The organism is Qipengyuania mesophila, assembly GCF_019711655.1.
GTDB classification, from domain to species: Bacteria; Pseudomonadota; Alphaproteobacteria; order Sphingomonadales; family Sphingomonadaceae; genus Qipengyuania; species Qipengyuania mesophila.
This window is the reverse complement of record NZ_JAIGNU010000001.1, coordinates 468337-483014: the sequence shown is the minus strand read 5'-3', so window position 1 is coordinate 483014 and position 14678 is coordinate 468337. Positions and strand designations below refer to the sequence as shown.

15 protein-coding genes are annotated in these 14678 nt (G+C 67.0%); 6 read left to right on the top strand and 9 right to left on the bottom strand.

The genetic code is table 11. The annotated features are described in order from the left end of the window. Positions 1-11: 11 nt before the first annotated feature. A complete protein-coding gene (locus K3181_RS02430) occupies positions 12-1475 on the bottom strand; it encodes an ArnT family glycosyltransferase (RefSeq protein WP_221600440.1) in 1464 nt (487 codons plus the stop codon). Between the two features lie 93 nt (positions 1476-1568). On the opposite strand from K3181_RS02430, the gene K3181_RS02425 reads away from it, so the two are divergent. Further along, positions 1569-2207, top strand: a complete 639-nt coding sequence (locus K3181_RS02425; RefSeq protein ID WP_221600438.1) for an SGNH/GDSL hydrolase family protein — start codon at positions 1569-1571, stop codon at positions 2205-2207. A 35-nt stretch (positions 2208-2242) separates the two neighbouring features. Continuing rightward, positions 2243-3346, top strand: coding sequence for an acyltransferase family protein (locus K3181_RS02420; RefSeq protein ID WP_221600436.1), 1104 nt, complete (start codon positions 2243-2245; stop codon positions 3344-3346). A 57-nt stretch (positions 3347-3403) separates the two neighbouring features. Here K3181_RS02420 and K3181_RS02415 read toward each other — a convergent pair whose 3' ends face one another. From K3181_RS02415 to K3181_RS02390, 6 genes are read right to left on the bottom strand one after another with little or no spacing between them, the layout of a single operon-like run. Next, positions 3404-3661: an ATP synthase F1 subunit epsilon gene (locus K3181_RS02415; RefSeq protein WP_219954338.1), complete on the bottom strand. Its 258-nt coding sequence runs from the start codon at positions 3659-3661 to the stop codon at positions 3404-3406. 4 nt (positions 3662-3665) lie between these two features. Continuing rightward, on the bottom strand, positions 3666-5123 hold the full coding sequence (atpD, locus tag K3181_RS02410; RefSeq protein WP_221600435.1) for a F0F1 ATP synthase subunit beta: 1458 nt from the start codon (positions 5121-5123) through the stop codon (positions 3666-3668). Positions 5124-5143: 20 nt separating this feature from the next. Then, a complete protein-coding gene (locus tag K3181_RS02405) occupies positions 5144-5506 on the bottom strand; it encodes a hypothetical protein (protein ID WP_345725434.1) in 363 nt (120 codons plus the stop codon). Between the two features lie 10 nt (positions 5507-5516). Next, on the bottom strand, positions 5517-6398 hold the full coding sequence (locus K3181_RS02400; protein ID WP_221600431.1) for a F0F1 ATP synthase subunit gamma: 882 nt from the start codon (positions 6396-6398) through the stop codon (positions 5517-5519). 30 nt (positions 6399-6428) lie between these two features. Then, positions 6429-7958 (bottom strand): F0F1 ATP synthase subunit alpha, encoded by a 1530-nt coding sequence (gene atpA / locus K3181_RS02395; protein ID WP_221600429.1) that lies wholly within the window; start codon positions 7956-7958, stop codon positions 6429-6431. A 12-nt stretch (positions 7959-7970) separates the two neighbouring features. Beyond that, positions 7971-8525: a F0F1 ATP synthase subunit delta gene (locus K3181_RS02390; protein WP_221600427.1), complete on the bottom strand. Its 555-nt coding sequence runs from the start codon at positions 8523-8525 to the stop codon at positions 7971-7973. A gap of 207 nt (positions 8526-8732) precedes the next feature. On the opposite strand from K3181_RS02390, the gene K3181_RS02385 reads away from it, so the two are divergent. Beyond that, positions 8733-9563, top strand: a complete 831-nt coding sequence (locus K3181_RS02385) for a TauD/TfdA dioxygenase family protein (RefSeq protein WP_221600425.1) — start codon at positions 8733-8735, stop codon at positions 9561-9563. A gap of 18 nt (positions 9564-9581) precedes the next feature. Here K3181_RS02385 and K3181_RS02380 read toward each other — a convergent pair whose 3' ends face one another. Beyond that, a complete protein-coding gene (locus K3181_RS02380; RefSeq protein WP_221600423.1) occupies positions 9582-11126 on the bottom strand; it encodes a S1 family peptidase in 1545 nt (514 codons plus the stop codon). Between the two features lie 107 nt (positions 11127-11233). Here K3181_RS02380 and K3181_RS02375 point away from each other — a divergent pair, with 107 nt between their 5' ends. From K3181_RS02375 to K3181_RS02365, 3 genes are read left to right on the top strand one after another with little or no spacing between them, the layout of a single operon-like run. Next, positions 11234-11713, top strand: a complete 480-nt coding sequence (locus K3181_RS02375) for a DUF1203 domain-containing protein (RefSeq protein WP_221600421.1) — start codon at positions 11234-11236, stop codon at positions 11711-11713. Beyond that, positions 11706-12734 (top strand): bifunctional transcriptional activator/DNA repair enzyme AdaA, encoded by a 1029-nt coding sequence (locus K3181_RS02370; protein WP_221600419.1) that lies wholly within the window; start codon positions 11706-11708, stop codon positions 12732-12734. Before K3181_RS02375 ends, K3181_RS02370 begins: the two co-directional genes overlap by 8 nt. Continuing rightward, positions 12734-13483: an isocitrate lyase/PEP mutase family protein gene (locus tag K3181_RS02365; protein WP_221600417.1), complete on the top strand. Its 750-nt coding sequence runs from the start codon at positions 12734-12736 to the stop codon at positions 13481-13483. The genes K3181_RS02370 and K3181_RS02365 overlap by 1 nt, the downstream gene beginning before the upstream one ends. 150 nt (positions 13484-13633) lie before the next feature. Here the strand turns inward: K3181_RS02365 and K3181_RS02360 are convergent, their stop codons facing one another. Continuing rightward, on the bottom strand, positions 13634-14542 hold the full coding sequence (locus K3181_RS02360) for an OmpA family protein (RefSeq protein ID WP_221600415.1): 909 nt from the start codon (positions 14540-14542) through the stop codon (positions 13634-13636). Between the last annotated feature and the right edge of the window lie 136 nt (positions 14543-14678).

Below are 14678 nucleotides of genomic sequence, written 5' to 3'. Positions count from 1 at the left end.
CCGCGTCCCGCTCACTCGACGCGCTGCCATGCCCGGATATTTCGCTCGTGCAGTCTCGTCTGTGCGAGCGGCCGGTAATGCGCCGCGATTTCCTGTGTCACGAGCCGCTGCGCGCGCGGGTTCTGCGGCGTCAGTGCGGTGTCGGCGGTGACGATCACCGGCGGGCGCGCGGCGAGAATCCGGGCGATCTCGGCCTCCTGTTTGACGCCGAGCGAATCGCGTTCGAGTGCATTGTTGAGGTGATCGGGATAGATGAAGCGCGTCGGCAGGCAGCTGCCCGTCATCCGGTAGAGCGCGGTCGGGCCGTCGAAGATCCACAGGCAATGCCGCGCATCGACATGCGGCGCGATGGCAGAGGCGAGCCGCGCGATCGTCGCGCGCTGCACTTGCGACTGCGCATATTGTCGCGGGAGGAACAGGATCGTCGCCGCCCCGGCAAGAACCAGAACCAGCGGCACGAAGCGCGCCGGTCCCCTGCGGTCGATGAGGGGCAGCGCGAACAGCACCAGGCTCGGCACCAGCGCAGCGTAGTAATAGCGATAGACCGTGGCGGGGAGATAGACCGTCGCCGCAGAGGCGAGCAGCCAAAGCATGATGAAGCCATAGGTCCGCCGATCGCGTGGCGGGCTCATCCGCGCGGCGGCGTAGGCACCGAGCAGGAGAAGCACCGCCAGCGGGAGCAGGAACACGCGCTGGTCGGGACTGAAGCGGCCCACCCGGGCGGGGAGCCGGTCGAAGAAGGAGGTGAAATTGGCGAAGACGAAGGCATCCCACTCGCCGATCGCGGCGTAGCAGGCGCCGACCGCTGCGGTCGGCAGCAGACCCAGCACCGCGAAAGCAAAGGCAAGGTGCAGGAGCCGCGACGTATCCGCGCCCTGCTGGCGCTGCCCCCACAGCGCCCACAGGCCGAAGAACAGGCACTGCGGCAGGACGGTGTATTTGACCTGCAGCGCGAGCCCGCCAAGCAGCATCGCCGCGAGCGCGCGCCGGATGGCATGCGGATGCGCAGGATCGCGCACCAGCAGCGCCATCGCCAGCATCAGCGGCACGTGGAACGCCTCGGTCTGGCCCGAATGGCTGCCATAGGTCGACATCAGCATGACGTAGAGCAGGCCTGCGCCCGTCGCGGTGATCCGGTCGACGAGCCAGCGGGCTAGGGCATAGGTCATCGCCGCGCCGGCTAGCGTGAACAGGCCGGCGAGGAGCTGGTAGGCGGCCGGACCGGGACCGCCCACGGCATGCGCCAAGGCGAAGAGCGCGAAGAGGCCGAAGGGCTTGCGATCCCACAGATCGACGAAGGGCAGCTGACCATGGAGCATGGCATTGCCGATCAGCGAGTAGAGCTGTTCGTCTATGTCAGCATTGGCATCGCCGATCCATGGCGCACGCACCACCAGCACCGCGAGCAGAATCACTGCGAGCGCGGCGAGGTCCCGCCGCCACGCCCCTCCGCTTGAAATTGCCGGCCCCGTCATCGAAGGGAGGTCTAGCGGCAGAGTTGGTCGAAGCCTAGCCAGAGGAGGACGGGCGCGTATCAATCGCCGCGCTGGGAAGGGGGAGGGCGCGGCATGCGAAGATGGATCAACACTATCGGCTGGTCGATCGTGACAACCGCCGGCCTGCTGCTGGGTTTCTCGGCATGGGTTATCGCGCCCTTCGGGCCGGGGTTCTTCGATGTGCTGACCACCACCGAGACGCTGGTGCGCGCGCCCTTCGCCAAGTCGCTGGTCATCGGCGACAGCCGGGTCCAGTTCGCCGAGGCACCCGAAGGCGTGGTCTTCGCCGGTTTCGGCGGGGCGACCAGCCAGCACCTGGAACGGCTGACGCGCATCGTCTGTCCGATCGCGAAAGGGCGGGTGACGATCGCGCTCGGCGTCAACGATGCCAAGCGGCGCGGCCTCGATCTTGCGGCCACGGGCGAGGCCTTCGAGGCGATCGCCCGCAATTGCGCGCGCCGCGAGTTGCGACTGGCGCAGGCCTGGCCGGTCGAAAGCAGTGTCGAACCCTCCGGCGCGGACTACGATTCCGCTGCGATCGAGGCGATCAATCGGCACCTCGCCGAGCTCGCGCGGCGGCACCAGGCGGACCTGCTGGGGGTGCCGCCATTGGCACCCGGCTTCACCTATGACGGGGTCCATTTCGTCGCGCCGGTTTCGCGCAACTACGCCGACTGGCTCGCCTCCGCGGAGGCGGAAACGCGCGATTAACCGGTTTCCAACCTCGCTGCGCTACGAAGCACGACATGGAGCGCGCGCCTTTCGTCACACCGGCCATGTCGATCCTGCTCGACGCCGTACGCGGCGGGGCGGCGATCGTGGTGCTGCTCGGACACATGGTCCAGACGGGAATCTATACCGGTCCCTATCCCTTCGGTCCGCTGGCGCAGCATAATGCGGTGGTCGTCTTCTTCGTCCTGTCCGGATTGGTGATCGCGCATTCGGTCGCAGATCACAGAGGGACGCTGCGCGACTACGCCATTGCGCGCGCGACGCGGATTCTGCCGGTATCGCTGTTCGCGCTGGGCTTCGGAACGGCGATCTACGCGATCGTCACTGCGTTCGATCTAGAACCGGCGCTCCAGCTCGCGCCCTATGACCGGCTCTCGCCGGCAACGGTGCTGCTGCCTGCCGCCTTCCTCAGCGAGAGCTGGCAGGGCGTGGGGCCGGTGTGGAATCCGCCCTATTGGTCGCTCGCCTACGAGGTGTGGTTCTATGCGCTGTTCGGCGCCGCCTATTGGCTCGAGGGTCGCCGCCGCGTGGCCTGGCTCGCCGTGCTCGGGCTTGTCGCCGGCTGGCGTATCCTGCTGATGCTGCCGATCTGGCTGATGGGCGCGGCGCTGGCGCGTTATGCCGGCGACTGGCAGCCGACCCGCACCAAGGCGTTGCAGCTGGCGCTGGCTGGGGTGATCGCGCTGTTCGTTGCCAGCGATCTCGGCCACGTGGCATCGCTCGCGATGTATGTCGTGCATGCGCAGGTCGACTACCCGCTCAAGAACTCCAACTACTTCCTCACCGACTACCTCTTCGGGGCAGGTATCGCGCTGCTGTTCGTGGCGGCACGGCCCTTTGCCGAGGCGGGTCATGCGCGGCTGCATGCGCAGCGCGGCCCCATCCGCTGGCTCGCGGGCTTTTCCTTCTCGCTCTATATCCTCCATTGGCCGATGCTCTCGGTGCTCTCCGCCTGCGGGATAGGGGCGGGCGACAACCCTTTCGGCTTCGCCGCTCTGGCAGCGGGGATCGTCGGCCTGTGCGCCGCGATCGCGCGGATCACCGAATACCGCAGTCGCGATCTGCGCCGCTGGGTGACCGCGCGGCTCGCACGGCGCAGCCAACCGCTGCCCGCCTGAATCGAAAAGGGCGACCCCGCGGGGCCGCCCTTCGAATGTCCGGTGGGTCGGAAGCAATCAGCCTTCGACGTGCTCGGCGAGGACCGTCAGCCCGTTTTCGCCGACTTCGGCAAAGCCGCCGCGGACCTCGATGGTCTCGGGGGCGCCGCCTTCGGTCTTGAAGACCTGCACCGCGCCGTCGCGGATCGTCGACATGAAGGGCGCATGGCCCTCGAGCACGCCGAATTCGCCTTCCGCACCGGGGACGACGACCATGTGGACGTCTTCGGAGCGGACCAGCTTGGCCGGCGTGACGAGTTCGAAGTGGAGGGCCATGTGCTTACGAATCCTCGGCCAGCTTCTTGGCCTTCTCGACCGCCTGGTCGATGCCACCGACCATGTAGAAGGCGGCTTCGGGCAGGTGGTCGTATTCGCCTTCGACGACGGCCTTGAACGACTTGATCGTGTCTTCCAGCTGGACGAACACGCCCGGGATGTTGGTGAACACCTCGGCGACGTGGAACGGCTGCGAGAGGAAGCGCTGGATCTTGCGGGCGCGAGCCACAGTCAGCTTATCTTCTTCCGACAGTTCGTCCATGCCGAGAATGGCGATGATGTCCTGCAGGCTCTTGTACTTCTGCAGTGTCTCCTGGACCTTACGAGCGGTTTCGTAGTGCTCCTGGCCGACGACGCGCGGTTCGAGCACGCGGCTGGTCGAGTCGAGCGGGTCGACTGCCGGGTAGATGCCCAGCTCCGAAATCGCGCGGCTCAGCGTGGTCGTCGCGTCCAGGTGGGCGAACGAGGTGGCCGGAGCCGGGTCGGTAAGGTCGTCGGCGGGAACGTAGATGGCCTGGACCGAGGTGATCGAACCCTTGGTGGTCGAGGTGATGCGTTCCTGGAGGTTGCCCATGTCGGTCGACAGCGTGGGCTGGTAGCCCACGGCCGAAGGAATACGGCCGAGCAGCGCCGACACTTCCGAACCCGCCTGCGTGAAGCGGAAGATGTTGTCGACGAAGAACAGCACGTCCTGGCCTTCGACGTCGCGGAAGTATTCCGCCATGGTCAGGCCCGACAGAGCGACGCGGGCGCGGGCACCCGGGGGTTCGTTCATCTGGCCGAAGACGAGAGCCACCTTCGAACCGTCCGAGATCGCATTGCCGTCGGCGTCCTTGGCGATGACGCCGGCGTCGAGGAATTCGTGGTAGAGGTCGTTGCCTTCGCGGGTACGCTCACCGACCCCGGCGAAGACGGACACGCCGCCGTGGCCCTTGGCGATGTTGTTGATGAGTTCCTGGATGAGCACGGTCTTGCCCACGCCAGCGCCGCCGAACAGGCCGATCTTGCCGCCGCGCGCATAGGGCGCGAGCAGGTCGATGACCTTGATGCCGGTGACCAGGATGGCCGCTTCGGTCGACTGGTCGATGAACAGCGGTGCTTCGGCGTGGATCGGCATGGTCTGATCGGCGCCGATCGGGCCGCGTTCGTCGATCGGCTCGCCGATGACGTTCATGATGCGGCCGAGCGTCTTCGGGCCGACGGGGACCGAGATCTGCGCGCCGGTGTTGACGACTTCCTGGCCGCGGACGAGACCGTCGGTGCCGTCCATCGCGATGGTGCGGACGGTGTTTTCGCCGAGGTGCTGCGCGACTTCGAGGACCAGCGTGTTCGCGCCGTTCTTCGTTTCGAGCGCGGTCAGGATGGCGGGCAATTCGCCTTCGAACTGCACGTCGACGACGGCGCCGATGACCTGGCTGATGGTGCCGTTGGGGCTCTGGTTAAGCTTGGGTGCGGTGGCCATGATGAAAGGTTCCTACTGGCTCAGGAGGCTTTGTGGTGAGCGCCGTGTTCGGCGCAGATGGTGGCGGCGTCGGCGAGTTCCCAGCCGCTCTTGTCTTCCTTGGCGGCGAGCGTCGCCTTGTGACGCATGTATTCGTCTTCGCCGAGGCCGTATTCGCACGAAACCGTGGCGGCGCCCATGGAACGCTTGCACATGGCGACGTTGACCGGTTCGGCCCCTTCGCAGCTGTCGGCGAATGCGGTCTTGAAGGTTTCCTCGTCGGGCGCGGGCAGGGTGGTCACCGGCTCGGGCGTCGCGACCTGTTCGGGCGCGGTCTGGGCAGCGGGTTCCTCGCCGCAGGCGGCGAGCAGGGCGAGGGGCAGGAGGAGGGCGAAGTTCTTCACGTGATGATCCTTAGAGTGCTTCCGCACCGGCAATGATTTCGATCAGCTCGGTGGTGATCGCGGCCTGGCGGCTGCGGTTGTACTGGATGGTCAGCTTGTTGATGAGGTCGCCCGCGTTGCGCGTGGCGTTGTCCATCGCGGTCATCGAGGCACCCTGTTCGGAGGCCTCGCGTTCGAGCAGGGCGCCGAACAGCTGCGTGCGGACGTAGCGCGGCAGCAGCTCCTCGAGGATTTCCTCTTCGCCCGGCTCGTATTCGACCACGGCATCGCCGCCGGCCGCGGCGCCGTCACCCTTGGCGGGCGAGGGAACCGGGATCAGCTGGTCGACGGTCGGATCCTGCGCCAGCGCCGACTTGAAGATCGGATAGACCAGGTGGGCGACGTCGAATTCGCCCTTCTCGAAGCGTTCGATCAGCTCGTCGGCGATGGCCTCGGCTTCCTCGAAGCCGGGCTGGCGCACGGCGGAGGTGTCGAACCACTTCTCGATCCGGTCGGCATAGTCGCGCTTGATCGGCGCGCGGCCCTTCTTGCCGACGAGGTAGAAGCTAACGTCCTTGCCTTCGGCGATCAGGGCGCGGGCCTTGACCTTGGCGGCCTTGACGATGTTCGAGTTGAGACCGCCGCACAGGCCCTTGTCGGTGTTCACCACCACCAGCAGGTGGCGCTGGTTGGCACCGGTGCCCGCGAGCAGCTTGGGGGCGCTGTCGCCGCTGACCTTGCCGGCGAGCGAAGCCATGACGCCCGACAGCCGTTCGGCATAGGGGCGCGCAGCTTCGGCCGCGGCCTGTGCACGGCGCAGCTTGGCCGCTGCGACCATCTGCTTGGCCTTGGTGATCTTCTGGGTCGACTTGACCGAGTTGATCCGGCCCTTGAGTTCCTTGAGGCTAGCCATTTCGGCTCCCTATCTTCGTGTCTCTGGGGCTCAGGCGAACTGCTTGGCGAAGGTCTTGAGCGCGTCGACGACCTTGTTCTTGGTGTCGTCCTCGAACTTGCCGGTGGTGCGGATTTCTTCCAGCACGTCGGCATGCTCCGACCGCATGAAGCTCAGCATCTGGGCTTCGTAGTCGGTCACGCGGTCGACCGGGACCTCGTCGATGTAGCCGTTGGTACCGGCAAAGATCGACACGGTCTGCTCTTCGAACGGCATCGGGCTGAACTGCGGCTGCTTGAGCAGCTCGGTCAGGCGTGCACCGCGGTTGAGCAGCTTCTGCGTCGCGGCGTCGAGGTCCGAGCCGAACTGCGCGAAGGCGGCCATTTCACGATACTGCGCGAGATCGAGCTTCATCGAGCCCGAAACCTTCTTCATCGCCTTGGTCTGCGCGGCACCGCCGACGCGGCTGACCGACAGGCCGACGTTGATGGCCGGGCGGATGCCCTGGTAGAACAAGTCGGTTTCGAGGAAGATCTGGCCGTCGGTGATCGAGATCACGTTGGTCGGAATGTAGGCCGACACGTCGCCCGCCTGCGTTTCGATGATCGGCAGCGCGGTCAGCGAACCGCCGCCTTCCGACTTGTTCATCTTCGCCGCGCGCTCGAGCAGGCGGCTGTGGAGGTAGAACACGTCGCCCGGATAGGCTTCGCGGCCCGGAGGACGACGGAGCAGCAGCGACATCTGGCGATAGGCAACTGCCTGCTTCGAAAGGTCGTCGTAGACGATCACGGCGTGCATGCCGTTGTCGCGGAAGAATTCGCCCATCGCGGCGCCGGTGTAGGGCGCGAGATACTGCAGCGGGGCGGGCTCCGAAGCGGTCGCGGCGACGACGATGGTGTATTCCATCGCGCCGTTTTCTTCGAGCTGCTTGACGATCTGCGCGACGGTCGAGCGCTTCTGGCCGACGGCGACGTAGATGCAATAGAGCTTCTTGCCTTCGTCGTCCGAGGCGTTGACCTCTTTCTGGTTGATGAAGGTGTCGATGGCGACGGCCGACTTGCCGGTCTGGCGGTCGCCGATGATCAGTTCGCGCTGGCCGCGACCGACGGGGACGAGGGCGTCGATGGCCTTGAGGCCCGACTGCACCGGCTCGCTGACCGATTCACGCGGGATGATGCCGGGAGCCTTCTGCTCGACCAGGCGGCGTTCGGTCGATTCGATCGGGCCCTTGCCGTCGATCGGGTTGCCGAGCGCGTCGACCACGCGGCCGAGCAGGCCCTTGCCGACGGGGACGTCGACGATGGTCTGGGTGCGCTTGACGCTGTCGCCTTCCTTGATCTCGGCGTCCGAGCCGAAGATAACCGCGCCGACGTTGTCGTTTTCGAGGTTCAGCGCCATGCCCTGAACGCCATTGGCGAATTCGATCATTTCGCCGGCCTGGACCTTGTCGAGGCCGTGGATGCGGGCGATGCCGTCACCGACCGACAGCACGGTACCGACTTCGCTGACTTCGGCTTCACTGCCGAAATTGGCGATCTGGTCCTTGATGACCTTCGAGATTTCTGCGGCGCGGATATCCATGAGTAAAGTCCTTTAAGCCTTCATGGCCTGGGAGAGCGAATTGAGACGGGTGCGGATCGAGGCGTCGATGCGCTTCGAACCGATGGTGACGACGAGGCCGCCGAGCAGATCGGGGTCGACCTTCGTGGAAAGCTTCACGGTGCGGCCCTCGCGGGCGGTCAGCTTGGCCTTGAGGGCATCGAGCTGCGCATCGGTGAGCGCGTGGGCGCTGGTCACTTCGGCAGTGACCTCTCCGCGCTGGGCGGCGGCGATCGAGCGGAAAGCGCGGATCACCTGCGGCAGCTGCGACAGGCGACGGTTCTGCGCCAGGACGCCGAGGAAGTTCTGTGCCAGCTCGGACAGGCCGAGGATGGCCGAAACGCCCCACAGCGCCTTCTGCGCGTCGGCGCGAGTGACCTTGGGGTTGGTGGTGACAGCGGCGAGCTCGGGCGATTCGGCGAGCGCGACCTCGAGCTTGTCGAGGTCCGATTCGACCGCGGTCACGGTTCCGTTTTCGCTAGCGAGATCGAACAGGGCCGAAGCGTAACGCCCTGCCAGGCTAGCCTGAATACCGGCGGAAATATCCACGCGCTTGAGGTCCTCTCGGGTCCGGAAGAAAAGTCTGTGCGAACCAAGCCGGCTGCGGGCGGACAGGAGTCGCCCCGGCAAGGTCGGCGCGCGCCTAGCAAAGCCCCCCCGCAATGGCAAGCCGACTCGGGACGGTGAATCTGGACTCGGGGAAAGACGCGCTTAGAATGCGTGGCACAAAGCAACCATTCGCGCGGGAGAGAGGCGATGGAGATGGTGCCGCTGGCCCCCAATTGCGGGGTCGAGATCAAGGGCGTGAGCCTCGCGCAGGCGGAGGGCGAAACGCTCGATGCGATCAGGCAGGCGATCTACACCCACGGGGTCGCGCTGTTTCGCGGGCAGGAGGATTTCACGCCAGAGGCGCATATCGCCTTCGCCCGGCGCTGGGGCGGCATCGACATCAACAACTACTTCCCGCTGACCGACGACCATCCCGAGATCGCGGTGGTCAGGAAGCGCGCCGACCAGGTTACCAATATAGGCGGCGGGTGGCACACCGACCATTCCTACGACCAGGTGCCGGCGATGGGCTCGATCCTCGTCGCGCGCACGCTGCCTCCAACGGGCGGGGACACGCTCTGGGCGCATATGGGCGCGGCCTACGATGCGCTGCCCGACGATCTGAAGCGGGAGATCGAGGGGCTAGAGGCCTATCACACCGCCGACCATATCTATGAAGAGGGCGGGCTCTACGCCAAGACCGACATGGGCGGCGACCTGCGCGGGCAGGGGCTCAAGACCGGCGCGACCCATCCGGTGGTGATCCGCCACCCGCAGACCGGGCGCAGGCTGCTCTACGTCAACAGCGCCTTCACCGTGAACATCGTCGGGCGCAGCCGCGAGGAGAGCCTGCCGCTGCTCCAGCAGCTCTATGCCGCGGCGACCGCGGCGGACAACACCTGCCGCGTGGCGTGGGAACCGGGCGCGGTGGCGATCTGGGACAACCGCACGACCTGGCATTATGCGATGAACGATTATCAGGGCCACGCACGCGAGATGCACCGCATCACGCTGACCGGAGAACCGCTGGCGGCTTAGGTCCTCACCTTGCCGGACCTACTTGCTGGCGCTGCACTCGTAGACCAGCCGCTCGTTGGCCTGGCGCGGAAGCTTGCCGAGCACCTCGGCCTGCATTTCACCGAGCTTGGCCGCGGCTTCGTCCGAACCGCAGGCAGGCGCCTTGAATTTTCCGCGGGCTTCGCGCGCCTCGCTCATCGCGCTGCGCGGGAGGAGGTAGCGCTCGATGCGGAAGATGCGCCGGTCGGGGTCGAAGCTGTTGACCGCGACGGCATCTTCCGAATTGGGCACGAAGACCCGGCTCCAGGTGCCGCCGGCGAAGCCGTACTGCGTCCGCTCGTTGACGCAGCCGCCGGGCTGCCAGTCGAATTCGAGATCCTTCACCTCGGCGCTGGTTACCCGGCTGCGTTCGGGCACCAGCGTGCACAGCAGCGCCAGTTCGCCCGAGGCGGCGTTGCCGTCACCAGTGTCGGCGCCCTTGTCGCCATCCTGCATCGCGGCGGCGACGCGGCGGTCGATCTCGTCGAGGCCGGGGCGAGTGAGATAGGCCGCCAGCGCCGCCAGCACGATCGCCGCCGTCGCGCCACCGACGATCCGCAGCCGCTTCTCGTCGCGCGGCTCGGCATTCCACAATGTGAGCGCCCACTGGCCGAGCCCGAAGGCGACCAGCAGCAGGACGAAGGCGAGGAACAGGCGGTCCTCGCGGTCGCGGATGACGCCCTGTTCGGCCTCGATCTGCGCGCGATCGCGCCTGGTGCGCTGCACCTCGGCGCGTTCGGCGAGATCGGCGCGCGCGGCCATCTGCTCGCGCTGCAGCCGTTCGCGTTCCGCCTCGTCTAGGTCGGCCATCGAGCGGCAGGTCGAGGAATTGACGCGCGGCTCGACGTCGTTGGCGCGCAGGAAGGGGATCAGTTCGCGGTTCGACACGGCGAAGAAGAATTCGGCATCGCCGCCGTCGTTGTCGGCACCGAAGCTGTTGACCCCGAGCACGCGGCCGCAGGGGTCGAGCAGCGGACCGCCCGAATTGCCGCGCGCGATCGGCGCGGTGTGGAGGATGGTGTCGAACTGGCGGCTCGGCCGCGCGCCCGAGATGAAGCCCGGGCTCTTCACCGGCGGCTGGCTGCGGAAGATGTCGCTGAGGCCGAGGCCCTGCGCACGGTCGACATTCATCGGATAGCCGACGCTGGTCACCTCGCCGCTGTCGGGCGGCGGCCCCCCGGCGAGCGCCAGCGGGGGCAGGCGCAGGCTGCCGGTGATGCGGATCAGCGCGAGGTCGTTGCGCGGGCTGATCGCCAGCGGCTGGCCATAGACCGCCTCGCCGCCGCCGCTGGGGATGATGCCGATCTTGAGGTCAGAATCGCGCAGCGCGTCGCGCAGGACGTGGGCATTGGTCACCACCTTGTCGCCCGCCACCGCGAAGCCGGTGCCGTGGCTGATCGGGATCAGCTCGTCATTCTCCTCGCCGATGATCACCACGCGCACCACGCCGCGCGCGGCGGCATTGATATCGGCGGGTTCAGCCTGCGCCAGGGCAGGCGCGAGCAGGGCGAGGAGGGCAGCGATGCGTGCGAGAAAGCGGACCATCGCGGCGCCTTGTGACGATCATTGGCTTTGATCGCAAGCCGCGGGATGCGGTCCCTGCCGGGCGCGGGCAGAAGCGGGGTGAAGCAATCGACACGGAGCCTTTCGCCATGACCTATCGTATTCGCGGCCTCGAACCCGGCCAGTTCGCCTCGCTCTTCGCCATGGACGAGGCGGGGCTCGCCGCGCGCCTCAGCCGGCGCGTCGTCGCCGGGGAGGGGCGTTATCCCTGCCGGGTCAGCCTGCGCGATGCCGATCCGGGCGAGGAGCTGGTGCTGACCAACTACACCAATCACGCGGTCGACACGCCCTATCGCAATACTTTCGCGATCTTCGTGCGCCGGGGTGCGGTGGCGGCCGACCATGTCGACGAGCTGCCCCCAGTGCTGCGCCATCGCCCGATCGCCTTGCGCGGCTACGATGCCGGGGGCGACCTCCGCCAGGCCGCCCTAGCGGTGGAGGACGATGTCGACGCCGCCATCCGCACGCTGCTGGTGGACGAGGCGGTGGCCTATATCGACGCACATAACGCCCGCCATGGCTGTTTCGCTGCGCGGATCGAACGCTATGATGGAGTGAGCCATGACTGACGCCATTTCCGACGATGCGGCCTGGGCCGCCGTGCTGCGGCGCGACCGCGCCTTCGACGGGCGCTTCGTCACAGGCGTGCTGACCACCGGCATCTATTGCCGCCCGTCCTGCGCGGCGCGGCACCCGGCGCGCGGCAATGTCCGCTTCTTCGCCGACGGCTCTGGCGCGCGCGCGGCGGGTCTGCGCGCCTGCAAGCGCTGTCTGCCCGATGATGTCGGGCGCGACGAAGCGGCCGTGCTCGCGGCGATCGACGAGATCCGCCAGGCCGAGGACGCGCCCTCGCTCACCGCGCTGGCAGAGCTCACCGGCTATTCGCCGACACATTTCCAGCGCGTGTTCAAGCGCGCCATCGGCCTTTCGCCCGCCGCCTATGCCCGCGCTTTGCGCGAGGAACGGGCGCGCGATGCCCTGTCGGGCGGCGGCGACGTGACCGGCGCGATCTACGAGGCGGGCTACGGCTCGGCCTCGCGCTTCTACGAGAATACGAAAGGACGGTTGGGGATGACGGCGAGTGCCTGGGCGAATGGCGGGGCGGGGGTGACCATCCACTGGGCGGTGGTCGACACCAGCATGGGCGCGATGCTGGTCGCCGCGACCGACAAGGGAGTGTGCCGCCTGTCGTTCAACGAAGACGCAAGCGAACTGGCGCGCCGCTTTCCCAAGGCCGAGCTGGTCGAGGGCGGGGCAGCGTTCGAGAAACTGCTCGCCGAGGTGGTCGCCAGCGTCGAGGCGCCGGGCGATTTCGCGCATATCCCGCTCGACGTGAAGGGCACCGCCTTCCAGGAGGCCTGCTGGAAGGCATTGCGCGAAATTCCCGCTGGCGAGACGCGCACTTATGCCGAAATCGCCGCCGCGGCGGGCAATCCCAGGGCAGTTCGTGCAGCAGGCAGCGCGAATGCGCGTAACAATGTCGCCGTACTCATCCCCTGCCACCGCGTGATCCGCACCGGAGGCGATCTCGGCGGCTATGCCTATGGCCTCGATATCAAGCGCGAACTGCTAAAGAGGGAAGCCAAGTGATGGACAAGATTGCCGCATTCACCGCCCTGCATGTGCCGGGCGATCCGCTGGTGCTCTACAATATCTGGGATGCGGGCAGCGCGCGCGCCGTGGCCGAGGCGGGGGCCAAGGCCATCGCGACGGGCAGCTACGGCGTGGCCGAAGCCAACGGCTTCAAGGATGGCGAAACGCTGCCGCTCGACATGGTGCTCGAAAACCTCAGGCGGATCCTCTCGGTGACCGACCTCCCGGTCACGATCGACATGGAAGCGGGCTATGGCGACACCCCGGCCGAAGTCGCCGCTTCGGTGGGCAGGGCCTTCGAACTGGGCGCTGCGGGGATCAACATGGAAGACCGCATGCCGGGCGAAAGCGAACTGCTTCCGGTGGCGCAGGCCGCGGAGCGCTACGCCGCGGCGGCAGGCACCGGCATCCACGTCAATGCGCGCACCGACGTCTATCTCGGGCGCCGACCCGAAGACTATACGCCCGCGCTGGTCGACGACGTGCTGGCCCGCGCGACGGCCTATGCCGAAGCGGGTGCCAAGAGCCTGTTCGTCCCCTTTCTCGGCGACCATCCGACGGTCCGCGCGATCTGCGAGAGCTCGCCGCTGCCGGTCAACATATTGTGGGCACCGGGCCGCGGGACCACGGCCGAACTCGCCGCGCTCGGCGTGGCGCGGATCAGCTATGGCCACGGCCCCTGGGCGGCGGCGATGGACTGGCTCAAGACGCAGGCCGAAGCTGTGTATCACCCACACCGGAGTTGATTGCGGCAGGTCACGGCTAACCCAAGCGACTCGGGCGAAACGGTTCGTTCCGTCGCTACCGGCCCCCCAGCCTTCCGCAGTGTGCCCAAACGCAAGCGGGGCGGGCGACCATCGCCGCCCGCCCCGCCGTATCGGTAGCCGAAGGCTCGCCTAGAGCTGGCTGTCCATCCCGTCGACGCTCTTGCTGACGAGGATGTTGACTGCCACGCGGCGGTTCTGCGCCTTGCCCTGCTCGGTCGTGTTGTCCGCAGCCGGATCGGCTTCGGCCATGCCGGTCGGGACCATCATGCGATAGGGCTTCCAGCCGCATTCCTGCTGCAGGAAGTTCACGACGCGCGTCGCGCGCTTCTCGCTCAGCTCCTGGTTGTATTCATAGTCGCCGGTCGAATCGGTGTAGCCGACCACCAGCAGCAGCGCGTTGTCGGTCGCCTCGGCCTGCTGTGCGGTCTGGCACAGCTGGGCGCGCGATTCGGCGCTGAGGTTGTACTTGGCGGTGTCGAAATAGACGTTGGTCGTGCCCTTGACGTTGTATTCGTCGATATTGGCAACGCGGCCGCGCAGCGCCTCGGTGGCCGCCTCGTTGGCGGTGAAGCGCTGGTCGGTGCCATTGTGAATCATCCGCGCGGTCTTGAGGTCCTTGCTCTTGAGCGCGACCTTGGTCGCGATCAGGCCGCGGTTGGCCCATTCGACGGTGTCCACTTCGACCGGCAGGCCGTTCAGGAGCTCGGCCGACGAGAGCTTGTCCTTGTCGAGGCCGAGGAAGCCTCCACTGCTGCGGATTTCGGTGGCCGAGCTGATGGCGACGACGGTGCGCGTGCCGTCGGGCATCGTCACTTGCATCATGTCGCCCTTGCGTGCCGAGATGACACCCTCGACGGTCGGACCTTCGGGCATGCCGGTGAGGTCGCTGGGCATGGTGCCGGTCACGGTGATGTCGTTTTCCTGTGCCTCATAACCTGCCTGCGCTCCCAGCTCCTGCGCGTGGACGCCGGCGGTGGCGGGCAGGGCGAGCGCGGCGAACAAGGCCAGGGTCTTCGAACTTTTGGAAATGGCAATCATATTGGTACTCCTTCAAGTCGAACCGGCACACGCGTCGACCGGACCGAATGGCCCGGGCGTTCCCTCCGTTATGCGTGTGCGGACAATCCAGCCCCCTTCTTCAAAGTCAGTCGATCGGCGCGACGCAGGGCCGCGA